This window comes from Pseudomonas sp. BF-RE-25 (assembly GCF_019956105.1).
Taxonomy (GTDB): domain Bacteria; phylum Pseudomonadota; class Gammaproteobacteria; order Pseudomonadales; family Pseudomonadaceae; genus Aquipseudomonas; species Aquipseudomonas migulae.
In genome coordinates this window covers 44,450-68,508 of record NZ_JAHBDB010000088.1, presented here as the reverse complement: position 1 = coordinate 68,508, position 24,059 = coordinate 44,450, and the positions used below count along the sequence as shown (strand labels likewise).

Sequence of the window (24,059 nt, the reverse complement as noted above, 5' to 3'; positions counted from 1 at the left end):
GTTGCAGGCGATGATCACCCAGGTGGTGACGTCGGTGCAGAGCGTCAGCGACTCGTCGGAACACACCGCTGATATCGCGATTCGCACCAACATTGGCGTGCAGAAACAAATGGTCGAGATCGATCAGGTCGCCACGGCGGTGCATGAAATGACCGCTACCGCCCAGGACGTGGCGCGCAACGCGACCCAGGCGGCGCAAGCGGCCAGCCATGCGGATCAGGCAGCCTCTCAAGGCAAACAGATCGTGCGAGATACGTCGAACTCGATCGGTGTGCTGGCCGTGGAAATCGGCAAGGCTGTCGGTGTGGTGCAAAACCTGGCCAAGGACAGCGAGAACATCAACGCGATCCTCACCGCCATTCGCGGCATCGCCGAGCAGACCAACCTGCTGGCCTTGAACGCCGCCATCGAAGCGGCACGCGCCGGCGAGCAGGGCCGTGGCTTTGCGGTGGTGGCCGATGAGGTGCGCAACCTCGCGCAGAAAACCCAGAAGGCCACCGAAGAAATCCAGACCATGATCCAGCAGCTGCAACAAGGCACGCGCGATGTGGTGCGGGTCATGGAAGACAGCCAGAACCGCACCGACGAAAGCGTGCAGCATGCGGCGAAAGCGGCCGAAGCGCTGGATGCGATCACTCAGGCGGTGTCGGTGATCAACGACATGAACACGCAGATTGCCAGCGCGGCCGAGGAACAGAGTGCAGTGGCGGATGACATCAACCGGAACGTGATCAACATTGGGCAAGTGGCCAATGAAGTGGCGGGCGGTGCGGATGAATCAAGTGCGGCGAGTGCGGGGTTGACCAAGCTGGCCGAGCAGCAGCGGCGGTTGATCAATCAGTTCAAGGTTTAAGGATTGCCGGAAGGTCCTGCGGACCTTATCGCGAGCAGGCTCACTCCCACAGGGGATCTGTGTAGCACACAAATTTTGTGTTCACTGAAGATCAACTGTGGGAGCGAGCCTGCTCGCGATGGGGCCAGCCCAGACACCCCATCAACCGGGGGTCAAACACTCCGGCCCATTCAACTTCGGATCATTCACCAGATTCGCCAACACCCGCTCGCGCAACGCCGCAGGTTCACTGGCCAGTAATCCCTGCAACACATGCAACGGCGTCTCGGGGTCGAGCCACGCCTCCTGTCCCGCCGCATCCAGGATCAACGGCCGACGCTGACTCGCCGCCGGTTGCGTGATCACGGCCGTGCTCAGCCACACCTGTTCCTGCACCGGATACGCCTCCCAGATCGCCGCGAAAAACAGCGTCGAGCCCTCCCCCGGCGTCAGCCAATACGGACGCTTGCGGGTGCCGCCGCGCCATTCGTAAAAACCGTTGGCCGGCAACAGGCAGCGGCGCTCGCGCAGGGCCTGGCGAAACATCGGTTGCTCGGCCACGGTTTCGGCGCGGGCATGGGCCGGCGTGCGGGACAGATCGGTGAGCCACGGCGGCGTCAAACCCCAGCGGGCGCGGGCCAATTCACGCTCGCCGTCGGCGCCGGCACGCAGCATCAACACCGAATCATTGGGGGAAATATTCCACTGGGCCTGCTGATCGGCGGGGAAGCCAGGCAGGGCCGCGAAGGCGGGATTCCAGCGAAACAGGGCATAACGTCCACACATGGGGCAGCACGACTCTTGATCAAACGAACGTCAGCCTAACAGACCAGCGTGCCGGGAAAGCTTTCCGGTTCATCGCCGGGCATCGGCAGCGCGGCATTGTACGCGGTGATCAACTCCCGGGCGTATTCGGCCTGGTCGTTATCCACCGACAAGCCCAGCAGGCCGAAGATCGGCAATTCGCCGGTGCCGCCGAGCAAATCGCGGCCGACCAGATGCGCCTCGACGCCCTCGCTGGCCAACATGCTTTGCAGCAACTCGCCTTCCATCAGGTTTTCCGGTTCGTAGATTCGCTGCATGGATGCCCTCACTCGTTCTCGCTGAACACTTCGAGATGCCACTCCTCTCCATGAACCTGCAACACAAACGTAATTGGCCGACAACACACCTGACAGTCCTCGATATAGGTCTGATCACCCGCCGACAAATCCACAGTCGTCTCGACCTCTTCACCACAATACGGACATTCATACACTGCAGCTTCCAGCATCGCGGTCTCCCAAGTGACTTGTGCGTATAATCGCCGGTCTATTTGCAGGGCTATTTTTGTCTGGCTAACTTTTCAGACCGTGCCCCGTTGGTTTTCGATCAAAACCTTTACTTACCCTAGCCGTTTCTAACAAGAGAGCATGATGGGCGAATTCGATGCCATCCGACCTTACGACGACAGCGAAGTCCCAGCGGTGCTGGCACGCTTGCTCGGCGACAAGGCGTTTCTAGATATCCTCACCCACTTCCGCTTCCCGCGTTTTGCCGGTGCCTTCGGCTGGATGCTCAAACCTCTTATAGCTCATCGGCTGCGCCGTGAGTTCGCCGGCATCGATTCGGTGGCCACGCTGCAGGACAAAGTCGAGTATTACGTCGACCACACCATCGAGCGCGCCACGGACGGTGTCACGTACACCGGCGTCGAGCAATTCAAGTCCGGCAGCGCCTACCTGTTCATCGCCAACCACCGCGACATCGTGATGGACCCGGCCTTCGTCAACTATGCCGTGTACCACGCCGGCCTGCCGACGCCGCGCATCGCGATTGGCGACAACCTGCTGCAAAAGCCCTTCGTCAGCGACCTGATGCGCCTGAACAAGAGCTTCATCGTGCACCGTTCGATCACCGGTCGCCGCGAGAAAATGGCGGCTTATCAGCTGTTGTCGGCGTACATCAACCACTCGATCCGCAACGATTGCGCCTCGATCTGGATCGCGCAGGCCGAAGGCCGGGCCAAGGACGGCGATGACCGCACCGAGTCGGCGATCCTCAAGATGTTCCACATGAGCCGCAAGGACGAGCCGTTCGGCGAAGTCATCCGCTCGCTGAACGTCACCCCGGTGTCGATCAGCTACGAATATGACCCGTGCGACCAGGCCAAGGCCCGCGAACTCTACATCCGCGCCACCACCGGCACCTACACCAAGGCGCCAGGCGAGGACGATGTGAGCATCGCCAAGGGCATTACCGGCTACAAGGGCCGTGTCCACGTGAATTTCGCCGCGCCGATCACCGAGCTGTTCGAAGACACCAAGCAATTGGCGATCGAGATGGACAAGCAGATTCTCGGCGGCTACCGCTTGTTCCCGGTGCACTACCTGGCTTACGCGCAATGGAAGGATGCCGACCCGCAGTTGCAGGTGCCGAAAGCGTCTGATGTGTTTGCCGCCGACGAACTGGCGAAAGCCCAGGAAGAATGGCAACAGCGCCTGGACGCTTGCCCGGAAGAACATCGTCCGTTCCTGGTGCTGCAATACGCTACGCCGGTGCGTAATCAGTACCGTGTGAAGGCTGGGTTGCCACTCTAGCAGTGGCCTGGGCAAGCATTCTGTAGGAGCGAGCCTGCTCGCGAAAAACGTTCAGACACCGCGTTTATTCAGACTGCACGCGTTATCGTTGACGTCCATCGCGAGCAGGCTCACTCCTACAGGGGGTTACGGTGTGTTCAAACGCGCGTGCTGATCCATGACACAAGCAGCGCCAACCCCAGGCAGGCGAAACCGAAGCGATAGAAAAACCGGTTCATGCGCAAGGTCGCGCCATCCAGCGTCAACATCGGCTCATCGATGCGACGGCTCTGGCTCTGCGCTTCGAGGCTGGCCAACGCGCGTTGTTCGCGACGACGCGTGGCGTGCAGCAGCCAGCTGCCCGGAAAGGCCAGCAGCAAGGCGAGCAGGTTGATCAATTTGGCGGGATGGGCGGTAAACAGCGTCATCAAATGCAGCGACATCACGAACCTCGGACAAAACAGGTGTGGCGGAAGCCAGATCGACGACCGCGGCGCGGATTCTACCGAAAGCCGTCCCTCCTGCCCGCCGCTATACGATAAATAACTCACCATTTGGCAGATTCCTGCCCTGCGTCACGGCTTCGTCATCTGAATGCGCCAATCTCTCGCCCCACCAAAACTGACATGGACACCGTCATGCTGCACGCTGAAAACCAGGATCGCCTCTACCTCATTGCTCAAAGCGACGAACAACAAACCTTGGTCGGCAGCCTTGCCTTCAACGTTCAGGATCGTCATTGGCTGGTGTATTGCGCGCTGGGCGGGCATCAACATGCGGACCTGCCGGAGGCGGATTTGCTGACAGGGGTGAGTGTGCTGGAGTTTTACTCGCAAGCAGCCTGACACCGCGGCCCCCTTGTAGGAGCGAGGCTTGCCCGCGAAGGCGGCCTCTCATTCAACATTGATGTCGCCTGACACACCGTCTTCGCGGGCAAGTCGGATCGCCGCACCGCTCGCTCCTACAGGGGGCTAGGTGAATTCGAGATATCAGCAGGCACAAAAAAGCCCGGGGCCATTGCTGGCGCCGGGCTTTTTGATTTCAGCGAAAACTTATTCGCCGAGAATCTGACCCACGGTCGGGTCCTTGAACAGGCGCGTCAACGCATCGCTCAACACATCGCTGACCAGCTTGGTGTTGGTTTCCTGGTTCGGCGCCATGCCGAAACGCTGGTCCAGGGATGCACCGTAACGACCGCTGTAGCGGCGGTTGGCGTTCTGCACGTCAGAGCGGAAGGTCGCGCCGATGGTTGCCTCGGTCACATACATGCCTTCTTTAGGCGACTGATACTTCAGCTCGGCCAGGGTCACGGTCAGTTGCGGGGCATTCGGCGCGTTGGAGGTCGGGGTAAAGCCGAGCAAGCGCACGGCCGCTTCGGCCTGGGCCTGCAGCTTCGGCAGAATCTGCGCGCCCTGCACCGTGATCGCGCTGGTCTCCGGATACAGGCCGCCACGGGTGCCCAGGGTTGGCGACGGACGACCGTCCACCACACGCACCACGACTGGCTGGCCATGGCCGACCGGGGCCAGCTGAGTGGTCAGCTTCGGCTCCGGACTCAGTTGTTGCGGACTGTGGGCGCAGCCGACCAGGGTCAAACTGGTCACAGTGATCAAACCGAACAACAAGCGTTGCAACATGCTCTTCTCTCCAGAATCAGGCACAAACAGGCCGGCAGTATAGCGGTGCGCCACTGCGGGTAACTAGCGTCATGCAACGAATACCGGAATCTCAGACAAACCCCGTGGACCGCGGTTCCTGTCACACATCGTTCACCCTCCTTTCACCGGCACGTCACGACTTGCTGACAACGTATGCGGTAAATCCCATGAGGTATTTCCCATGCGCCTTCTCGTCTCCCTGTTCACACCGCGCCCGTTGCATCGCTGCTTCGCCCTGCTCGACCGCAACGGCCATTGCCAGGCATTCAAGCAGTGCAGCCTCCAGCCGATGGGCGATGGCTGGGTCGAAATCGAAGAAATCCGCCTCAACTGGCTGCACCATCCCCTGCCCGCCAGCGCCCGTGTCAACCAGCGCCAACCCCGCGCTCGCGCTCAACAACTGCTGGCGACCTGACCAGACGCCTAATAAAAGTCATTAAACACGTCCATTTCCCCGCGTTTCTTAGATACAATCTCCCCCCGATTATAAGGACGTCTCCTGATCGGGCCTCGCAGCAATCGTCAATGCTTCGGTATTGGCACCCCGCACCGCCCACAGAGAGCCGCCCACACAGATCGAGTGAAGCTGGCGCGCTTGCTGTTCCTTGAGCAAAAACCCCACTTTTCGCGAATCTGCAGAGCTGTCATTACGCTCGGTCACTGAGCTGTTTGCCCGTTTTGCCTGTCATGTATTCCATGGCGGCGATCCATCCGGGCACGGTGCCAGGCTGGGACAGCCCTTTTTTGAGGTTCACGTCTTCAAAAGAGCGTGAAAAAAACGGGTTTTCACAACTTCACAAGAGTGTGGCGAGCAAATGAATAGTTTTGCGTCTGAACATGCACCATTAGCGTCTGAAACAGCCCAACGACACAGGACCGAGTATTCCTCGAACACCGGAGCCTGAAGCCTGTCCGCTACGGATTTGGTTGCACAAACGGATGTCTCGACCATAAGTCGAATTGCCAGTCGCGCGTTGAAATGAGTTCATTGACCTCATAAACCCGGCCGGTAGCGTCCGTCGAAGTTGCGATAAATTGCGAAGATTCGGACATGGCGACACTGCCATGGGTACCTGGGGCATCACTGACACGCCCTGAACGCCTGGCAGCCATGCCGACAATTTGGTGCTGCAGATTTTGGAGACGCGTTAAATGGCGCATAACGAAGCAGTCGACGTAGTACTGGTTGGGGCCGGCATCATGAGTGCCACCCTCGCTGTACTGCTCAAAGAGCTCGACCCCGCGATCAAGCTGGAAGTCGTCGAGCTGATGGATTCCGGTGCCGCGGAGAGTTCCAACCCGTGGAACAACGCCGGTACCGGTCACGCCGGGCTGTGTGAGCTCAATTACACGCCGCAGGCCGCCGACGGCACCGTCGACATCAAGAAAGCCGTGCACATCAACACTCAGTTTGAAGTGTCGAAGCAGTTCTGGTCCTACCTGACCAAAAAAGGCACCTTCGGCTCGTGCAAGACCTTCATCAGCCCGGTGCCGCACCTGAGCTTCGTCCAGGGCGACAGCGGCGTGTCCTTCCTCAAGGAACGCTTCAAGGTGCTGAGCAAGCACCACGCCTTCGCGGACATGGAATACACCGAAGACAAGGCAAAAATGGCCGACTGGATGCCATTGATGATGCCGGGGCGTGACGCTGGCGAAACCCTCGCCGCCACCCGTGTGATCAATGGCACCGACGTCAACTTCGGCGCGCTGACCAACCAGTTGCTCAAGCACCTGACCAGCGCACCCGATGCCCAGGTCAAGTACTGCAAGCGCGTGACCGGCCTGAAGCGCAACAACGGCGGCTGGACCGTCAGCATCAAGGACGTCAACAGCGGTAACACCCGCGAAGTCGACGCCAAATTCGTGTTCCTCGGCGCGGGCGGCGCGGCATTGCCGCTGTTGCAGGCCTCGGGCATCGAAGAAAGCAAAGGCTTCGGCGGCTTCCCGATCAGCGGCCAGTGGCTGCGTTGCGACAACCCGGAAGTGGTCAAGCATCACCAGGCCAAGGTGTACAGCCAGGCTGCCGTGGGTTCGCCACCGATGTCGGTGCCGCACCTGGACACTCGCGTGGTCGATGGCAAGAAGTCCCTGCTGTTCGGACCTTACGCCGGTTTCACCACCAAGTTCCTCAAGCACGGCTCCTTCATGGACCTGCCGATGTCGGTTCGCGCCGGCAACATCGGCCCGATGCTGGCCGTGGCGAAAAACAACATGGACCTGACCAAGTACCTGGTCAGCGAAGTGATGCAGTCGATGGAGCAGCGTCTGGATTCCCTGCGCCGCTTCTACCCTGAAGCGAAAGCCGAAGACTGGCGCCTGGAAGTGGCCGGCCAACGGGTGCAGATCATCAAGAAAGACCCGAAAAAGGGCGGCGTTCTGCAGTTCGGTACCGAACTGGTCGCGGCCAAGGACGGTTCCCTTGCTGCCCTGCTGGGCGCTTCGCCAGGCGCGTCGGTGACTGTTTCGATCATGCTGGAACTGATCGAAAAATGCTTCCCGGCCCAAGCGTCCGGCGAGTGGGCAGCCAAACTGGCGGAAATCTTCCCGGCCCGGGAAAAGGTTCTGGAAACCGATGCTGCGCTGTATCGCAAGATCAACGCGCAGAACAACATCGCGCTGGAACTGGTTGAAGAAAGCAGCGAGACACCAAGCTTCGCTTGATTCGGCCCCATAAAAAAACGCCCCGTCGGGGCGTTTTTTTTGCCAATCTCACCCCTGTAGGAGCCGGCTTGCTGGCGATGGCATCACCTCGGTCTGTCAGATCCACCGAATTGATGCCATCGCCAGCAAGCCGGCTCCTACAAAAGCGGGTTTAGCCGCGGGCTTTTTCGATCAGTTCGATGTAGTCCGGCGCATTGCGCTGATCCTTGATCAGGGCAATGAAGTCATTGCCGTGCTCATCCTTGCCATTCACGTCATATCCCGCCTCGACGAAGAACGTCAGAAAACGCTCGAAGTCGTCGATACGCAGGCCACGGTAGGCCTTGATCAGTTTGTGCAGGGACGGCGAAGTGGCGTCGACCGGTTCGAAATCGAGAAACAACTTGATCTGCTCGTCGCCGATCTCGTCACCAATCACTTGTTTCTTATCTTTACGCATTGCCGACTCCAGCTCGCAGACATTTCACGGGGCGGGCAGTTTACCCCTCACTGGCCGCCGGGCTCAACGCGGACGAACGGCTCCGGTGTGCAAGTCGGCCCAGACATGACCGTTGGCGTAGCTGAGGAACTGGCAATACACCGTGTCATTGCGCAGCAAGTCGATCACTACGCGGTATTGCGCCATCGGGTAAAACAGCGTCAGGGTTTTGCTCTTGTCGTCGTAGATCGGCTTTTTCAGGCTTTTGCTTTCGCCATCGAAATTGACCAGCACCTGATTGATGGTCGCGCCCTTGTTCAAGGATTTGCCCTTGAGGCGGATCAGCAGCGGAGAGGTTACCGGGATCGGCTGTTGGGTGGACTGCCGTTGGCTGCCGACCACCACCGAATACTCGGTGACCTGCAGCAATTGTTGCTGCTCCGGTTCGGCATCACGCAGCATCAGGTCGTCAGGCGGCAGAAACTGCCCGTGCATCAGCGCCGGCGCGGCGGCCAGCGGCAGGCTGAGGGTCAGCAACAGGGCGGCGCAGCTGCGGATCAAAAGGCTCATGACGGGCTCCGAAAGGCGGGGCCTGGCACTTTATCATGGGTACACACCGTCCCTGTAGGAGCGAGGCTTGCCCGCGAAGGCGGTGTGTCAGTCGATAACTAAGGGACTTACACACCGCCTTCGCGGGCAAGCCTCGCTCCTACAAGGGCCGGGTATCAATCGAACTGCGCGCGCATCCAGGCCTGATACTCGGCCACGCCCGGCTCGCCTTCGCGTGGTGCCCAGTGAGCAAGCTCACCTTCGCCCACAGGACGATAAGGACCAGCCTTGCACTCGAACATCAGGCTGTCGGCTTCCAGCACCACCAGGCCATGAAACACACCGGTTGGCAGGTCCACGCCGACGCAGTCGCCACCGGCCTGCAGGACTTGCTTGCGCACCACCGCGCCGGACTCGTCGAAGATCAACACGCCAAGCCGTCCCTTGAGGACCAGCAAGGTTTCAGCCTTGTTCTCCCCCAGATGCCGATGGGGCGGGATGTACGTGGCCGGCTGCAAACCCACCGCCATACGATGGCACGCGTCTTCCATTTGATGAAAGTTGTGGTGCTGGCGTCCACGCGGATTGGCTGCTGCTTTATCGGCCAACTCAGTGAACAGGGCTTGATCAAGAAAGCTCGGCGCGGCCATGTGCTTACATTCCTTTAACGGCAAAAATCCCGTTGGCGTTACGCCAGTAGCCTTTGTAGTCCATGCCGTAACCGAAGATGTAGCGGTCGATGCACGGCAAACCGACGAAATCGGCTTTCAGGTCCGGACGAGCCTTGCGGTCGTGGTCCTTGTCGATCAGCACGGCGGTGTGCACTTTGCGCGCGCCGGCGTGTTTGCAGAAGTCGATGATCGCGCCCAGGGTGTGACCTTCGTCGAGGATGTCGTCGATGATCAGCACGTCACGGTCGATAAACGACACTTCAGGCTTGGCTTTCCAGAACAGGTCGCCGCCGCTGGTTTCGTTGCGATAACGGGTGGCGTGCAGGTAGGACGCTTCCAGCGGGAATTGCAGATGGGTGAGCAGCTTGCCGGCGAAGATCAGGCCGCCGTTCATCACGCAGAACACCACCGGGTTAGTGTCAGCCATTTGTTCGTTGATATGTGCACCAACGCGGGCGATGGCCGCCTCGACTTCAGCTTCGGTGTACAGGCAGTCAGCCTCTCGCATGATTTGACGGATATGCTCGAGATCAGCGGACATGGCGCTCTCCAAGGGGTGGCATTCAGGAAAAGCGGGCAAAGGTACGCATCCCGCACGGCCAGATCAAGCGTTTGTGGACTAACGTACTCTATTGTCTATAGGACAACACCCTCGGATAGATTAATCTAGGCCGGTTTTTTTGCCCGCCGCCGGAGCCTTTCCCATGCCCATCCTCGAGATCCGCCATCCGCTGATCCGTCACAAACTCGGCCTGATGCGCCGCGCAGACATCAGCACCAAGAATTTCCGCGAGCTCGCTCAGGAAGTCGGTGCCCTTTTGACCTATGAAGCCACCAAAGACCTGCCGCTGGAATCCTACGACATCGAAGGTTGGTGCGGCACCGTGTCGGTCGAGAAAATCGCCGGCAAGAAAATCACCGTGGTGCCGATCCTGCGCGCCGGCATCGGCATGCTCGAAGGCGTGCTGAGCCTGATCCCGGGCGCCAAAGTCAGCGCCGTGGGCGTGGCCCGCAACGAACAGACGCTGCAAGCCCACACGTATCTGGAAAAACTGGTTCCGGAAATCAACGAACGCCTGGCAATGATCATCGACCCGATGCTCGCCACCGGCAGTTCCATGGTTGCCACCATCGACCTGTTGAAAAAAGCCGGTTGCCGCGACATCCGCGCCATGGTGCTGGTCGCAGCGCCGGAAGGCATCGCCGCTGTGGAGAAGGCTCACCCGGACGTGACCATCTACACCGCATCCATTGACGAGAAACTCAACGAACACGGTTACATCATCCCGGGTCTGGGCGATGCTGGTGACAAGATCTTCGGCACCAAGCAGAAGGACGCTTGAGCATGCAGCAAGAGTTCAACGATCCGCTCTGGCGCACGGTGCTGTCGGGTGCGCAGATGCTGTTCGTGGCCTTTGGCGCGCTGGTATTGATGCCGCTGATCACCGGCCTCGACCCGAACGTGGCGCTGTTCACCGCCGGTTTGGGGACGATTCTGTTCCAGATCGTCACCGGGCGTCAGGTGCCGGTGTTCCTGGCGTCGAGCTTCGCCTTCATCACCCCGATCATTCTCGCCAAAGGCCAGTTCGGCCTCGCAGCGACCATGGGCGGCGTGATGGCGGCGGGTTTTGTCTACACCTTCCTCGGCCTCGCCGTGAAGATCAAAGGCACCGGTTTCATCGACCGTTTGCTGCCACCGGTGGTGATTGGTCCGGTGATCATTTCCATCGGCCTGGCCATGGCGCCAATCGCCGCCAACATGGCGATGGGCAAGGCTGGCGACGGTAGTGAGCTGATTCACTACCAGACAGCCATGCTGATCTCGATGCCGGCGCTGCTGACCACGCTGATCGTTGCGGTGTTCGGCAAAGGCATTTTCCGCCTGGTACCGATTATCTCCGGCGTGCTGGTCGGTTTTGCGATGGCGTTCTATTTCGGCGTGGTTGATACCGCGAAGATTGCCGCTGCACCGTGGTTCGCGATCCCGAACTTCACTGCGCCGGAATTCAACTGGCAAGCGATTCTGTTCATCGTTCCGGTGGCATTGGCCCCGGCCATCGAGCACATCGGTGGCGTGATCGCCGTGGGCAGCGTGACCGGTCGCGACTACCTGAAGAAGCCAGGCCTGCATCGCACGCTGCTTGGCGATGGCATCGCCACCACCGCTGCCGGCCTGTTCGGCGGCCCGCCCAACACCACGTACGCCGAAGTGACCGGCGCGGTGATGCTGACCAAGAACTACAACCCGAAAATCATGACCTGGGCGGCGATCTTCGCCATCAGCCTGGCGTTCATCGGCAAGTTCGGCGCGTTGCTACAAAGCATTCCAGTGCCGGTAATGGGCGGGATTCTGTGCCTGTTGTTCGGTTCGATTGCGGCGGTGGGGATGAACACGCTGATTCGCCACAAGATCGACCTGGGCGAGGCGCGCAACCTGGTGATCGTGTCGGTCACGCTGGTGTTCGGGATTGGCGGCGTGCTGGTGGGCACCGGCACCGGCCCGGACGACTTCGGCCTCAAAGGCATCGCGCTGTGCGCGGTGGTGGCGATTGCGCTGAACCTGTTGCTGCCGGGGAATGACAGCTGGAAGCACAAGAAGGCGGATGAGCCTTTGTTGTAAACCGTAGATTTTTGTCGCGGTTCAGGACGCTATCGCCGGCAAGCCGGCTCCTACAGGTTTTGTGTTGTTCACGCGACCTGTGTAGGAGCCGGCTTGCTGCGGGCGGCGTTCCGACGATGCTTTTTAAAGCGCCAACGGCGCTCGCTCACACAATGCGTTCAACGCCTTCGCCCACTGCGGATCATCGTTGAGGCACGGCACCAGCACCAACTCCTCCCCTCCCGCTTCGCGGAACTGTTCTTTCCCGCGATCACCGATTTCTTCCAGCGTCTCGATGCAATCGGCAACGAACGCCGGGCACATCACCAGCACCTTCCTCACGCCCATTCCCGCCAACTCATCAAGGCGCGCTTCGGTGTAGGGTTCGATCCATTTCGCCCGCCCCAGCCGCGACTGAAACGACACCGACCATTTGCCGTCCGGCAGGCCCATGCGCTTGGCAAATTCCGCTGCGGTGCGCAGGCACTGGCCGCGATAACAGGTCGCGACGACTTCCGGTGGCGCACCGGCGCAGCAATCGCCGCCACCTTCAAAACTGTGCCCCGGGTTGAGCTTCTTCAGATGCCGCTCCGGCAAGCCATGGAAGCTCAGCAACAGATGATCGAAATCCTGCTCCAGATGCGGTTTGGCGCTGGCCACCAGGGCATCGATGTATTCCGGCTGATCGTAGAACGGCTCGAGTATCGAGAACTGCACGTCGAGTTTGTGCTCGCTCACCACCCGCTTGGCTTCCTCGATCACCGTGGTCACGGTGCTGTCGGCGAACTGCGGATAAAGCGGCGCGAGGGTAATGCGCTTGTGGCCCAGGGCGGCGAGTTGCAGCAGTTTCGACTCAATCGACGGCTCGCCATAACGCATCGCCAGCTCCACCGGCCCGTGCGTCCACTGTGTGGTCATGGCCTGCTGCAAGCGGCGGCTGAGCACCACCAGTGGCGAGCCCTCCTCCCACCAGATCGAGGCATAGGCGTGGGCCGACTGCTCCGGGCGCCTGATCAGAATCAGCGAGACCAGCAAACGGCGCACCGGCCATGGCAGGTCGATCACATACGGGTCCATCAGAAATTGATTGAGGTAGCTGCGCACATCCGCCACCGAGGTGGAGGCAGGTGAACCCAGGTTGACCAGAAGCAACGCGTGATCGGTCATGCAACGTCCTATTTCAGAGGCGGCTGGACAAGTCGTCCAGAGCCGCACGCAGGTCAGTGAACTGGAAGGTGAAGCCCGCTTCCAGCAAGCGCGCCGGGACAGCCTTCTGGCCACCCAGCAACAGCAATGACAACTCGCCCAGGCCCACCTTCAAGGCCAGGGCCGGCATGGGCATGAACGCCGGGCGATGCAGCACGCTGCCCAGCGTCTTGGCAAATTCACGATTGCGCACCGGTTTGGGCGCGCAGGCATTATAAGGACCGCTGGCGTTTTTCTGATGCAGAAGAAAATCAATCAGAGCGATTTGATCCTTGATATGAATCCACGGCATCCACTGCCGACCAGTGCCCAAAGGCCCGCCCAGCCCCAGTTTGAACGGCAGCAACAGCCGCGACAAAAAGCCGCCCTCGACCGACAGCACCAAGCCGGTGCGAACGAAGATCACGCGAACGCCCAAGGCTTCGGCACGCTGGGCGGTTTCTTCCCAGGCAATGCACAACTGACTGGCAAAATCATCGATCACCGGAGGGGAATGTTCAGTCAACTCCCGCTCGCCCCCGTCGCCATACCAGCCAATGGCAGAGCCCGAAATCAACACCTGCGGTTTCTGTTCACGGCTTTCGAGCCACACCAGCAAGGTTTCCGTCAGCGTGATACGGCTGCTCCACAGCAAGGCTTTACGTCGGTGGGTCCAGAGCCGATCGGCAATTGGCGCACCCGCGAGGTTGATAATCGCATCCACCGGTTCCTGACCGAGGTCCTCAAGTCGGGCCACCGCGCGCACCTGGGCGCCACAGACTTTCGCGACTTTGGCCGGCGTCCGGCTCCAGACGCTCAGACGATGTCCCTGACTCAACCAGTGGCGGCAGAGCTGACGTCCTATCAAACCAGTACCGCCGGTCAGCAATATGTGCATGACTTCTTCCTCGCGTGGCGTTTTACCCTGATCACTAGTCTATTTTTATAAGCAGGGATCTTTGATATCGGGCAGGGTCTGTGTTTAACAATAGGCCAAGCTGTCAGAACGAGAACGCTAAAAGTTATACCGAAAAACAATATTGTACAGGTTTCAACCACGGCGTAGTCTGTACAGAAAGGTAAACGAGGCCCCTATGACTGTACCTATCGCAATCATCGGCACCGGCATTGCCGGACTCTCAGCCGCCCAGGCCCTTACGGACGCAGGGCATGTCGTTCAACTTTTCGATAAAAGCCGCGGCAGTGGCGGACGCATGTCGAGCAAGCGCAGCGATGCGGGTGCGCTGGACATGGGCGCGCAATATTTCACTGCGCGTGATCGCCGCTTTGTCACTGAAGTCCAGCGTTGGCAAGCCAAAGGCTGGGTCGCCGAATGGGCGCCGCAGCTTTATACCTACCACGGCGGCCAGCTCAACCTGTCGCCGGACGAGCAGACGCGCTGGGTCGGCACGCCACGCATGAGCGCCATCACCCGTGGCCTGATTGGCGATCTGGAAGTGCATTTTGCCTGCCGCATTACCGAGGTCTATCGCGGTGAAGAACACTGGCATCTGCAGGATGCCGAAGGTTTCACTCATGGCCCGTTCGGCCATGTGGTGATCGCCACACCGGCACCTCAAGCGACCGCTTTGCTGGCCTCCGCACCGAAACTCGCCGGAGCCGCCGCAGGGGTAAAAATGGACCCGACCTGGGCCGTCGCCCTGGCCTTCGAAACGCCGCTGGACACGCCCATGGAAGGCTGCTTCGTGCAGGACAGCCCGCTCGACTGGCTGGCGCGTAACCGCAGCAAACCGGGACGTGACAACACGCTGGACACTTGGGTGCTGCACGCGACCAGCGCCTGGAGCCGACAACATATCGACTTGTCCAAGGAAGCCGTGATCGAGCAACTGCACGGCGCATTTGCTGAACTGTTACACGATTCAATGCCGGCTCCGACCTTCAGCCTCGCCCATCGCTGGCTCTACGCGCGCCCTGCCAGCAGTCATGAATGGGGTGTACTGGCTGACGCCGACCTGGGCCTGTATGTGTGCGGTGACTGGTGCCTGTCGGGCCGGGTCGAAGGTGCCTGGCTCAGTGGACAGGAAGCTGCCCGTCGCCTGCATGCGCACTTGCAGTGAACCGCATTAACCCGAGCAAATTGCTGCTGTCGAAGTGGACAGCAGCCCACCCGCAAAACCGCGAAAAACATTTTCTGGTCATCGAGTTGTTCCGCGACGAGGAAGGCACGGTGCTGGACGTCGAATTGCAGGCGGTGCTGACCAAGCGCAATCAACGCCTGAGCTGGCAAACCCTGAAAAACAGCAACGCCTGGCTACTGGGCTGGAACTAGATCCCTGTAGGAGCCGGCTTGCCGGCGATGCAGGCGCTACGGTTTAGCAGGTAAACCCCGTCATCGTTCATCGTCGGAACGCCGCCCGCAGCAAGCCGGCTCCTACCAACACGCCAAATACTTATACAAACAATTTGACTTGTACACCTTTGAATCTATGATGAAACACATGTTGTACAGAAATTAAATCCTGTACAGGTTTGGATTCGAGGTGCTCCGATGCCCCACGCCAGCGCGAAACCGAAAATCGCCATCAGCGCCTGCCTGATGGGCGCCGAGGTGCGTTTCAATGGCGGGCACAAGGAATCGCGGCTGTGCAGCCGCACCCTCACCGAGTATTTCGATTTCGTCCCGGTGTGCCCGGAAGTCGCCATCGGCCTGGGCATTCCTCGCCAGCCCATTCGACTGGTCGGTGACGCTGAACGCCCCGAAGCCATCGGCACTGTTCACCCCGAACTGAATGTCACCCGGCCGCTGGCCGATTACGCCCGGAAGATGGCCGCCGAGCTGGACGATGTCTGCGGCTACATCTTCATGCAAAAATCGCCGTCGTGCGGACTGGATCGGGTCAAGGTCTACCACGCCAACGGTGCACCGGTAGACGGCGGTGGCCGTGGCATCTATGCCCAGGCTTTCTGTGCGCTGCACCCGGACCTGCCGGTGGAAGAAGACGGCCGGCTCAACGACCCGGTGCTGCGGGAAAACTTTCTCACCCGTGTGTTCGCCTACAGCGCCTGGCAACAGTTGCTGCAAGCAGGCCTGACTCGTCGCGGATTGACGGAATTTCACTCGCGCTACAAATACCTGCTGATGGCCCACAACCCGGTGCAGTACAAAACCCTGGGCAATCTGCTGGGCAACATGGGCCGGATCGACCCGAAAGAACTCGGCCCTCGCTATTTCAGCGAACTGATGGCGGCCTTGAAAAAGTGCGCCACGCGCCGCACCCACACCAACGTTCTGCAACACATCAGCGGTTACCTCAAGCAGGTCATCAGCGCTGAAGACAAACAGGAAGTGCAACACGTCATCGGCCAGTACCGCCACGGCATCGTGCCGTTGGTGGTGCCGCTGACGCTGCTCAAGCATCACTTTCGCCAACACCCGGATCCGTACATTGCGCAACAGGTTTACCTGCAACCGCACCCGGAAAACCTCAGCCTGCGAAACGCGATCTGATGAAAACCCCACTCGACACCAGTGCCCGCGAAGACCTCGGCGCCGACTTCAAGAAAGCCCTCGATGAGGGTTGGCTGCCGATTCGTGAAGTGGCCCGGCAGACCGGCGTCAACGCCGTCACCTTGCGCGCCTGGGAACGGCGTTACGGTTTGATCGTGCCGCAACGCACGCCCAAAGGGCATCGGCTGTTCAGCGCCGAACACGTGCAACGCATCCTGACAATCCTCACCTGGCTCAATCGCGGCGTGGCCGTCAGCCAGGTCAAGCAACTGCTCGACACCCCGCAAGCCTTTAGCGAATCGGTCGAAAATGATTGGCAAGTGCTGTGCAACACGCTGCTGCAAGCAGTCACTCGGCTCAACGAACGCACCCTCGATGACACCGTCAACCAGGCGATCGCGTTGTACCCGCCACGGACTTTGTGCGAACAACTGTTGATGCCATTGCTGGCCGAACTTGAACAACGCTGGCAAGGCCAGTTTGGCGCGCAGATGGAGCGCGTGTTTTTTCACTCCTGGTTACGCAGCAAATTCGGCGCGCGCATCTACCATAACAACCGTCAACTGCGCACCGCACCGCTGCTGTTGATCAATCACTCCGACCTGCCGCTGGAACCGCATCTGTGGCTCACCGCGTGGTTGATCAGCAGCGCCGATTGCCCGGTGGAAGTGTTCGACTGGCCGTTACCGGCGGGCGAGCTCGCACTGGCGGTCGATCACCTGCAAGCCCGCGGCGTACTGCTGTATTCCAGCAAAGCCATGAACCTTGCGCAGCTGCCGAAACTTTTCAACGGTGTCAGTTGCCCAAAAATGATTGCCGGACCAACGGTATGCATCCACCACGCCGAGTTGTCCGTAAAAACCACAGAGATTGCTGAATTGTTCCTGGCCGAAGATCCGCTATCGGCGCATCAGGACCTGGTACAGCGCGGGCTTATTTAAATGAATCGTACGGACACCACCATGCAATTGATCTGGCTGCGCAGCGACTTGCGTCTACATGACAACACCGCCCTCTCGGCCGCCGCTTCCCGGGGGCCGAGCGTGGCGGTGTACCTGTTGAGCCCGGAACAATGGCGCGAGCATGACGACGCGCCGTGCAAAGTGGATTTCTGGCTGCGCAACCTCCGTGAACTGAGCCGTGCACTCGGCGAGTTGAACATCCCGTTGCTGATTCGCACGGCCTCTCGCTGGGATGAAGCGCCGAAGGTTCTGCTCGACCTGTGCCAGCAGTTGAAGATCGACGCGGTGCACGTCAACGAGGAATACGGCATTCACGAAAGCCGTCGTGATGCAGCGGTGGCAGAAGCACTGAAAACCAAAGGCGTCGACTTTTATAGCTACCTCGATCAGTTGCTGTTCAGCCCCGGCACCGTGCTGACCAAGACCGGCACGTATTTCCAGGTCTTCAGTCAGTTCCGCAAAGTCTGCTACGACCGTCTGCACCGTTCATTGCCGAGTCTCGTCAGGGCGCCAGCGGTGCAATCGAAGCTGAACATCGACAGCGATGAAATCCCTTCAAGCGTTGCAGGCTTCGACACGCCCAGCGACACCTTGCGAAAGCTCTGGCCCGCCGGTGAAGCCGAAGCCCGACGCCGTCTGGACACCTTCGCCGATGCGCAGATCGACTACTACAAAAGTGAGCGTGACTTCCCGGCCAAACCCGGCACCAGTCAGCTCTCGGCCTACCTGGCGGCCGGCGTCATTTCCCCGCGCCAGTGCTTGCATGCCGCCCTGCAAAGCAATCAGGGCGAGTTCGAAAGCGGCAAAGTCGGCGCCGTCACCTGGATCAACGAATTGCTGTGGCGCGAGTTCTACAAACACATTCTGGTGGGCTACCCGCGCGTCTCCCGTCACCGCGCCTTCCGCCCGGAAACCGAAGCCCTGGCCTGGCGCGATGCACCCGACGAACTGGCAGCCTGGCAAGAAGCGCGCACCGGTCTGCCGATCATCGACGCGGCGATGCGCCAACTGCTTGAAACCGGCTGGATGCACAACCGCTTGCGCATGGTGGTGGCGATGTTCCTCACCAAAAACCTGCTGATCGACTGGCGTGAAGGCGAACGTTTTTTCATGCGGCACCTGATCGATGGCGATCTCGCGGCGAATAACGGCGGCTGGCAATGGAGCTCATCCACCGGCACCGATTCGGCGCCCTACTTCCGGATTTTCAACCCGCTCAGCCAATCGGAAAAATTCGACAGCGAAGGCCTGTTCATCAAGCACTGGTTGCCGGAGCTGGCCGGACTGAACAAGAAAGACGTGCACAACCCGGCGAACCTCGGCGGGTTGTTTGGCGTGGCAGGTTATCCGTCGCCGATCGTCAATCTAAGTACATCCCGTACACGCGCACTGGCGGCGTTCAAAAACCTGCCGTCGCGACAGAACGCGGGAGGCGGTTATGAGTGATTTCCTGCGCCGCTTCGCCTGGCAGTTTGCCGAGCTGAGCAAAGACAACCTGCAGCGCCTGAATGAGCTGTACGCCGACGATGTGCACTTCACCGATCCGCTGCACGAAGTACAGGGCCTCGCGCATTTGCGCAGCTATTTCAGTGAGCTCTACGCCAATGTCAGCGAACTGCGCTTTGATTTTCACGGCTTCGACCAGATCGGCGAAGGCGAAGGTTATCTGCGCTGGGTCATGAGCTACCGCCATCCACACCTGGCCGGCGGGCGTTTGATTCGGGTGGAAGGCTGCTCGCACCTGCTCTGGCGCGACAAGGTTTATCGCCACCGGGACTACTTCGATGCCGGGGCGCTGCTTTACGAACATGTACCCGTATTGGGCCGGGCTATCGCCTGGTTGAAAAGGAGAATGGGATGAGCCTTACACCTCCACGACGATATTGGCTGACCGGGGCCAGCAGTGGCATTGGCGCCGCGCTGGCCGAGGAAATTCTGAAAACCGGCGCCCACCTGGCGGTCAGTTCACGTTCGCTGGCGCCGCTGAAAGTCTTGTCGCAACGCTATCCCGGGCAAGTGCTGGTGGTGGCGGGTGACCTGACCAACAGCCAGACCGTACGCGAAATCGGCGAGCAAATCGCGCACGACTGGGGCTCGCTGGATACGGTGATTCTCAATGCTGGCACCTGCGAATACGTCGACGTTCAGCAGTTCGATTCGTCGCTCGTCGAGCACGTGGTGCGCACCAATCTGCTGGCCAGCAGTTACTGCATCGAAGCCGCGCTGCCGCTGTTGCGCAAAGGCCTCGCGCCGCATCTGGTGGGCGTCGCCAGTTCGGTGACTTACCTGCCGCTGCCACGGGCAGAGGCGTATGGCGCGTCGAAGGCCGGGCTGCGTTATCTGTTCGAATCGTTGCGCATTGACCTGGCGCCCGAAGGCATCGAAGTCACTGTGGTCAGCCCGGGGTTCGTCGAGACTCCGCTGACGGCGAAGAACGATTTCCCGATGCCGCTCAGTTGGCCGGTGGGCAAAGCGGCGCGGCACATCTTCGCCAAACTGAAAAACCGGCCACTGGAGATCGCGTTCCCGGCGCTGTTCATGGCGGCGCTCTGGCCGCTGTCGAAAATGCCCAACCGGGTGAAGCTCGCCATCGGCAAACGCATGGTCCGCAGCAGTCCGCCGATCAAGGACGCGCCGTGAACATCGCCATCATCGGCAGCGGCATCTCGGGGCTGACCAGTGCTTACCTGCTGAATCGCCGTCACGAGATCACCCTGTTCGAGGCTGGCGACCGGGTCGGCGGCCATACCCACACCGTGGACGTGAAGGTCGATGGCGAGCGTCATGCCGTGGACACCGGTTTCATCGTGTTCAACGACTGGACCTACCCGAACTTCATTCGCTTGCTGGGTCAGATCGGCGTGGGTTTCAAAGCGACCGAGATGAGTTTCTCGGTCACCGATCCGGACAGCGGCCTGGAGTACAACGGCAACAACCTCAACAGCCTGTTCGCCCAGCGCCGCAACCTGCTGTCACCGGGGTTCTGGGGCATGCTGCGCGACATTGTGCGCTTCAACAAACGCGCCCGGCTCGACCTGTCCGAGGGCCGGATCGCGGCGCACACCACGCTCGATGAATACCTCAAGGCCGGCGGTTACGGCGAGCGGTTCATCCTGCACTACATCGTGCCGATGGGCGCGGCGATCTGGTCGATGCCGATGGCCGACATGCTGAATTTTCCGCTGCAATTCTTTGTGCGGTTTTTCAAGAATCACGGTTTGCTATCGGTCAACAATCGCCCGCAATGGCGTGTGATCGAGGGCGGTTCGAGTGCTTATATCGCACCGTTGACCGCAACCTTTAACCGGAAGATCCGCCTCAACTGCCCCGTGATGCAGGTCGAGCGCGATGCCGATGGCGTCGTGATCCACAGCCGCGCCGGCAGCGAACGCTTCGACAAAGTGGTGTTCGCCTGCCACAGCGATCAGGCGCTGAAACTGCTGGCCAAACCGAGCGATGCCGAACAGTCGATCCTCGGCGCCCTGCCCTACGCCGACAACGAAGTGGTGCTGCACACCGACACACGCCTGCTGCCGTCGCGCACACTTGCCAGGGCCAGCTGGAATTACCGCCTCGGTGGCGCCGGCCATACGCTGGCGGCGGTCACCTACGACATGAACATCCTGCAAGGCATCCAGAGCGACACCACGTTTTGCGTCAGCCTCAACCAGAGCGCCGGCATCAGCCCGGCCATGGTGCTCGGCCGGTTCACCTACGCCCATCCGCAATACAGCCTGGCGGCGGTGGCGGCGCAGGAGCGCTGGGAAGAATTGAATGGCGCGCAACACAGCTTTTATTGCGGCGCCTACTGGGCCAACGGTTTCCATGAAGATGGCGTGGTCAGCGCGTTGCGCGTGGCCCGCTCGCTCGGGGAAGTGCTGTGAACAGCGCGCTCTACAGCGGCTGGATCGCCCATCGGCGGTTTGCCCCAAGGCGCCATGAATTCCGTTACCGGATCGGCCTGCTGTACCTCGATCTCGATGAACAGGACGCCGTACTCGGGTTATCGCCGCTGTCGGGCAACCGCCGTTTCTCGCCGTTTTCGTTTCGCGAAAGCGACTACCTCAAAGCCTTCACCGGCAACGGCATGCGCCTGATCGATGCGGTGCGCGAACAGGTCCGCCAGGCCATCGGTCATGCGCCACAAGGTTCGGTCTGCCTGCTGACCCAGCCTCGCAGTTGGGGCCTGGCGTTCAACCCGGTGAGTTTTTTTTATTGTTACGAAGCCGACGGCCAACTGGCGGCAATCGTTGCCGAAGTCACCAATACCCCGTGGCGCGAGCGTTATCACTACGTGTTGCCGGCCAGGACGCCGGATGACCTGCGCGATTTCCATCAGCATTTCGCCGTAGCCAAGGCCTTTCATGTGTCGCCGTTTCTGCCACGCGATCTCGAACACCGCATGAGCTTCAGCCCCGTCGCGAAAAAACTCGGCGTGCACATGGCCGACTGGCAGGGCGAACTGAAGCTGTTCGACGCCACGCTCAACCTGAAACGCGAAGCCCTGAGTCGCGCCAGCCTGCACCGATACCTGCGGCGGTTTCCGTGGATGACCGCAAAAACCTGCCTGGCGATTTATTGGCAAGCCCTGCGCCTGCTGTTCAAACGCGTGCCGATATTTGCTCATCAAGCTGCCGACGGCAGCTTTCAAACCGCCACCGTTCCGCCCAAGGATCGCCGCCATGAAATCCTCTAGCGTCTCGGCCAAAGCCACTCTACTCAGCACTAACGGCTTGACCGGGACGTTGCTGCGTCGCGGTGTGCTGCGGCAACTGGCGCACCTCAAGCACGGGCAACTGGTGGTGATCGAGGATGGCGAGCGGCAGGTCTTCGGCACCGCTGGCAGTCATTTGCAGGGGGAAATCCACATCCTCGACTCAGCGGCGTGGGGGCTGGTGGCGAGTAACGGTTCAATCGGCGCGGGCGAGGCATTTATTCACGGTTACTGGAGCTCGCCGGACCTGACGGCGGTGGTTCGCGTGTTTGTCAGTAACCTTGACGTACTTGATTCGCTGGAAGGTGGCCTGGCGAAACTCGGCCGGCCCTTCGTTCAAGGCCTGCACTGGCTCAATCGCAATACACGCAAGGGTTCGCAGAAAAACATCGCCGCTCACTACGACCTGGGCAACGACCTGTTCGAACAGTTTCTCGACCCGACCATGATGTATTCGGCCGCACAATTTCTAAGTCCCGAGGACAGTCTGGAACAGGCGCAGTTGAACAAACTGGAGCGGATCTGCCAGAAACTCGACCTCAAGCCCAGCGATCACCTGCTGGAAATCGGCACCGGCTGGGGCAGCATGGCGCTGTACGCGGCGCAGAATTATGGCTGCAAAGTCACCACCACCACGTTGTCCAGGGAGCAGTACGCGTTTACCGCGCAACGGATCGAAACCCTCGGGTTGCAAGGCCAGGTCACGTTGTTGCTCAAGGATTACCGCGACCTCACCGGGCAGTACGACAAACTGGTGTCGATCGAGATGATCGAAGCTGTAGGCCATCGCTTTCTGCCGACCTACTTCAAGCAGTGTGCGCACTTGCTCAAGAGCAATGGCTTGATGCTGTTACAGGCGATCACCATCCGCGAACAGCGCTACGAGCAGGCCAAGGGCAGTGTCGATTTCATTCAGCGCTACATCTTCCCCGGCGGCGCCCTGCCCTGCGTGCAGAAAATGCTCGAGATCGTCAGCCGCGACACCGACATGAACTTGCTGCACATGGAGGATTTCGGCCTGCACTACGCGCGAACCTTGCGCCTGTGGCATGAGAATTTTCGCCGCGCCCAAGGCCGCTTGAGCGAATTGGGCTACGACGATTATTTCCTGCGGCTGTGGGAGTTTTACCTGTGCTACTGCGAAGGTGGTTTCCTGGAGCGCACCATCGGCACCGCGCAGTTGCTGCTGGCCAAACCTTCGGCGATCACCGCGCCGCTGCTCGGCCGTTTCGATGCTTGAACGCCTGGCCAACGCTGTGCTGTTCCAGCTCGGCTGGCTTGCCTGCGTGATCGGCGGCAACAGTCTGTGGTTATTGGTGGCGTTGGGCGCGTTGGTGATTCATCTGCTGTGGATAAGTCGTTGGGCGGACGAAGGCCGGCTGATTCTCAGCGTTGTGCTGCTGGGCACGACCGTCGACAGTTCATTGCGCTGGCTGGGGGTGTTCGAGTTCAACGATGTCGCGCCGCTGATTCCACTATGGCTGATGTTGTTGTGGGCGTTGCTGGCCACGACGTTGCGCCATTGCCTGCAATGGAGCGCAACGCCCTGGTGGCTGGGCTGCTTGCTGGGCGCCGTGGGTGGGCCGTTGTCGTATTACGCGGGAGGACAACTGGCCGGGGTGCAATTCCCTTACGGCCAATTACCGACGCTGATCGGCATCGGATTACTTTGGGCGCTGCTGTTTCCCACGCTGCATTTCATGGCCCGGCGCCTGGCGTCGTCCGACACCCACGACTGAGCGTCCGTCCGGCCTTTCACACAGCACCGACCGACTGACTT

Annotated in this window: 29 protein-coding genes; 18 read left to right on the top strand and 11 right to left on the bottom strand. The window is 60.3% G+C overall.

Annotation, left to right across the window (positions count from 1 at the left end; all coding sequences use genetic code 11):
* Nucleotides 1–10: 10 nt before the first annotated feature.
* Nucleotides 11–853 (top strand): methyl-accepting chemotaxis protein, encoded by an 843-nt coding sequence (locus KGB24_RS29525; protein ID WP_411736649.1) that lies wholly within the window; start codon nt 11–13, stop codon nt 851–853.
* Nucleotides 854–994: 141 nt separating this feature from the next.
* Here KGB24_RS29525 and KGB24_RS27955 read toward each other — a convergent pair whose 3' ends face one another.
* Genes KGB24_RS27955 through KGB24_RS27945 form a run of 3 tightly spaced genes read right to left on the bottom strand, consistent with a single transcriptional unit; the run spans nt 995 to nt 2,105 of the window.
* The gene (locus tag KGB24_RS27955) at nt 995–1,618 is read right to left on the bottom strand and encodes an SOS response-associated peptidase (protein WP_008025916.1); all 624 of its coding nucleotides are present in this window, start codon (nt 1,616–1,618) and stop codon (nt 995–997) included.
* A 35-nt stretch (nt 1,619–1,653) separates the two neighbouring features.
* Nucleotides 1,654–1,914: a putative signal transducing protein gene (locus tag KGB24_RS27950; RefSeq protein ID WP_008025915.1), complete on the bottom strand. Its 261-nt coding sequence runs from the start codon at nt 1,912–1,914 to the stop codon at nt 1,654–1,656.
* 8 nt (nt 1,915–1,922) lie between these two features.
* Nucleotides 1,923–2,105 (bottom strand): CPXCG motif-containing cysteine-rich protein, encoded by a 183-nt coding sequence (locus KGB24_RS27945; protein ID WP_008025913.1) that lies wholly within the window; start codon nt 2,103–2,105, stop codon nt 1,923–1,925.
* A gap of 139 nt (nt 2,106–2,244) precedes the next feature.
* Here KGB24_RS27945 and KGB24_RS27940 point away from each other — a divergent pair, with 139 nt between their 5' ends.
* A complete protein-coding gene (locus KGB24_RS27940) occupies nt 2,245–3,411 on the top strand; it encodes a 1-acyl-sn-glycerol-3-phosphate acyltransferase (protein WP_223413682.1) in 1,167 nt (388 codons plus the stop codon).
* Nucleotides 3,412–3,548: 137 nt separating this feature from the next.
* On the opposite strand, the gene KGB24_RS27935 is transcribed toward KGB24_RS27940, so the two are convergent.
* Entirely contained in the window at nt 3,549–3,833 is a 285-nt protein-coding gene (locus KGB24_RS27935; protein WP_008025909.1) for a hypothetical protein, read from the bottom strand.
* A 195-nt stretch (nt 3,834–4,028) separates the two neighbouring features.
* Between KGB24_RS27935 and KGB24_RS27930 the strand changes: the two genes are divergently transcribed.
* Nucleotides 4,029–4,235 carry a hypothetical protein gene (locus tag KGB24_RS27930; protein WP_008025908.1) on the top strand — a complete coding sequence of 69 codons (207 nt, stop codon included), beginning with the start codon at nt 4,029–4,031 and terminating at the stop codon, nt 4,233–4,235.
* 207 nt (nt 4,236–4,442) lie between these two features.
* Here KGB24_RS27930 and KGB24_RS27925 read toward each other — a convergent pair whose 3' ends face one another.
* Nucleotides 4,443–5,027 (bottom strand): YajG family lipoprotein, encoded by a 585-nt coding sequence (locus KGB24_RS27925; RefSeq protein WP_223413680.1) that lies wholly within the window; start codon nt 5,025–5,027, stop codon nt 4,443–4,445.
* 202 nt (nt 5,028–5,229) lie between these two features.
* Here KGB24_RS27925 and KGB24_RS27920 point away from each other — a divergent pair, with 202 nt between their 5' ends.
* Nucleotides 5,230–5,463, top strand: a complete 234-nt coding sequence (locus KGB24_RS27920) for a hypothetical protein (protein ID WP_008025904.1) — start codon at nt 5,230–5,232, stop codon at nt 5,461–5,463.
* A 737-nt stretch (nt 5,464–6,200) separates the two neighbouring features.
* A complete protein-coding gene (mqo, locus tag KGB24_RS27915) occupies nt 6,201–7,709 on the top strand; it encodes a malate dehydrogenase (quinone) (RefSeq protein ID WP_008025902.1) in 1,509 nt (502 codons plus the stop codon).
* 151 nt (nt 7,710–7,860) lie between these two features.
* Here the strand turns inward: mqo and KGB24_RS27910 are convergent, their stop codons facing one another.
* From KGB24_RS27910 to KGB24_RS27895, 4 genes are all read right to left on the bottom strand, one after another.
* A complete protein-coding gene (locus KGB24_RS27910) occupies nt 7,861–8,148 on the bottom strand; it encodes a PA4642 family protein (protein ID WP_223413679.1) in 288 nt (95 codons plus the stop codon).
* A 63-nt stretch (nt 8,149–8,211) separates the two neighbouring features.
* Complete coding sequence (locus KGB24_RS27905; protein ID WP_223413678.1) at nt 8,212–8,697, bottom strand: hypothetical protein; 486 nt, start codon at nt 8,695–8,697, stop codon at nt 8,212–8,214.
* 155 nt (nt 8,698–8,852) lie between these two features.
* A complete protein-coding gene (locus KGB24_RS27900; protein WP_223415262.1) occupies nt 8,853–9,326 on the bottom strand; it encodes a WbuC family cupin fold metalloprotein in 474 nt (157 codons plus the stop codon).
* Between the two features lie 4 nt (nt 9,327–9,330).
* Entirely contained in the window at nt 9,331–9,888 is a 558-nt protein-coding gene (locus tag KGB24_RS27895; protein WP_008025895.1) for a hypoxanthine-guanine phosphoribosyltransferase, read from the bottom strand.
* A gap of 163 nt (nt 9,889–10,051) precedes the next feature.
* Here KGB24_RS27895 and upp point away from each other — a divergent pair, with 163 nt between their 5' ends.
* Nucleotides 10,052–10,690, top strand: a complete 639-nt coding sequence (gene upp / locus KGB24_RS27890; protein ID WP_008025893.1) for a uracil phosphoribosyltransferase — start codon at nt 10,052–10,054, stop codon at nt 10,688–10,690.
* Between the two features lie 2 nt (nt 10,691–10,692).
* Complete coding sequence (locus KGB24_RS27885) at nt 10,693–11,967, top strand: uracil-xanthine permease family protein (RefSeq protein WP_008025891.1); 1,275 nt, start codon at nt 10,693–10,695, stop codon at nt 11,965–11,967.
* Between the two features lie 123 nt (nt 11,968–12,090).
* Here KGB24_RS27885 and hemH read toward each other — a convergent pair whose 3' ends face one another.
* Together hemH and KGB24_RS27875 are read right to left on the bottom strand one after the other, a co-directional pair.
* Nucleotides 12,091–13,113, bottom strand: coding sequence for a ferrochelatase (hemH, locus tag KGB24_RS27880; RefSeq protein ID WP_223415261.1), 1,023 nt, complete (start codon nt 13,111–13,113; stop codon nt 12,091–12,093).
* A gap of 13 nt (nt 13,114–13,126) precedes the next feature.
* A complete protein-coding gene (locus tag KGB24_RS27875; protein ID WP_223415260.1) occupies nt 13,127–14,029 on the bottom strand; it encodes a TIGR01777 family oxidoreductase in 903 nt (300 codons plus the stop codon).
* Between the two features lie 196 nt (nt 14,030–14,225).
* Between KGB24_RS27875 and KGB24_RS27870 the strand changes: the two genes are divergently transcribed.
* From KGB24_RS27870 to KGB24_RS27820, 11 genes are all read left to right on the top strand, one after another.
* Nucleotides 14,226–15,212: an NAD(P)/FAD-dependent oxidoreductase gene (locus tag KGB24_RS27870; protein WP_008025886.1), complete on the top strand. Its 987-nt coding sequence runs from the start codon at nt 14,226–14,228 to the stop codon at nt 15,210–15,212.
* The gene (locus KGB24_RS27865) at nt 15,209–15,424 is read left to right on the top strand and encodes a TIGR02450 family Trp-rich protein (RefSeq protein ID WP_008025883.1); all 216 of its coding nucleotides are present in this window, start codon (nt 15,209–15,211) and stop codon (nt 15,422–15,424) included. Before KGB24_RS27870 ends, KGB24_RS27865 begins: the two co-directional genes overlap by 4 nt.
* Before the next feature lie 219 nt (nt 15,425–15,643).
* Nucleotides 15,644–16,603, top strand: coding sequence for a YbgA family protein (locus tag KGB24_RS27860; protein WP_223415259.1), 960 nt, complete (start codon nt 15,644–15,646; stop codon nt 16,601–16,603).
* Nucleotides 16,603–17,544: a MerR family transcriptional regulator gene (locus tag KGB24_RS27855; protein WP_223415258.1), complete on the top strand. Its 942-nt coding sequence runs from the start codon at nt 16,603–16,605 to the stop codon at nt 17,542–17,544. Before KGB24_RS27860 ends, KGB24_RS27855 begins: the two co-directional genes overlap by 1 nt.
* A gap of 21 nt (nt 17,545–17,565) precedes the next feature.
* Nucleotides 17,566–19,011, top strand: a complete 1,446-nt coding sequence (phrB, locus tag KGB24_RS27850) for a deoxyribodipyrimidine photo-lyase (RefSeq protein ID WP_223415257.1) — start codon at nt 17,566–17,568, stop codon at nt 19,009–19,011.
* Nucleotides 19,004–19,426, top strand: a complete 423-nt coding sequence (locus tag KGB24_RS27845; protein ID WP_223415256.1) for a nuclear transport factor 2 family protein — start codon at nt 19,004–19,006, stop codon at nt 19,424–19,426. Before phrB ends, KGB24_RS27845 begins: the two co-directional genes overlap by 8 nt.
* Nucleotides 19,423–20,205, top strand: coding sequence for an SDR family NAD(P)-dependent oxidoreductase (locus KGB24_RS27840; RefSeq protein ID WP_223415255.1), 783 nt, complete (start codon nt 19,423–19,425; stop codon nt 20,203–20,205). The genes KGB24_RS27845 and KGB24_RS27840 overlap by 4 nt, the downstream gene beginning before the upstream one ends.
* Nucleotides 20,202–21,449 carry an NAD(P)/FAD-dependent oxidoreductase gene (locus KGB24_RS27835; RefSeq protein WP_223415254.1) on the top strand — a complete coding sequence of 416 codons (1,248 nt, stop codon included), beginning with the start codon at nt 20,202–20,204 and terminating at the stop codon, nt 21,447–21,449. The genes KGB24_RS27840 and KGB24_RS27835 overlap by 4 nt, the downstream gene beginning before the upstream one ends.
* Nucleotides 21,446–22,261, top strand: coding sequence for a DUF1365 domain-containing protein (locus KGB24_RS27830; protein WP_223415253.1), 816 nt, complete (start codon nt 21,446–21,448; stop codon nt 22,259–22,261). The genes KGB24_RS27835 and KGB24_RS27830 overlap by 4 nt, the downstream gene beginning before the upstream one ends.
* Nucleotides 22,248–23,519: an SAM-dependent methyltransferase gene (locus tag KGB24_RS27825; RefSeq protein WP_223415252.1), complete on the top strand. Its 1,272-nt coding sequence runs from the start codon at nt 22,248–22,250 to the stop codon at nt 23,517–23,519. Before KGB24_RS27830 ends, KGB24_RS27825 begins: the two co-directional genes overlap by 14 nt.
* Nucleotides 23,512–24,018, top strand: coding sequence for a DUF2878 domain-containing protein (locus tag KGB24_RS27820; RefSeq protein WP_008037214.1), 507 nt, complete (start codon nt 23,512–23,514; stop codon nt 24,016–24,018). Before KGB24_RS27825 ends, KGB24_RS27820 begins: the two co-directional genes overlap by 8 nt.
* Nucleotides 24,019–24,059: the final 41 nt, after the last annotated feature.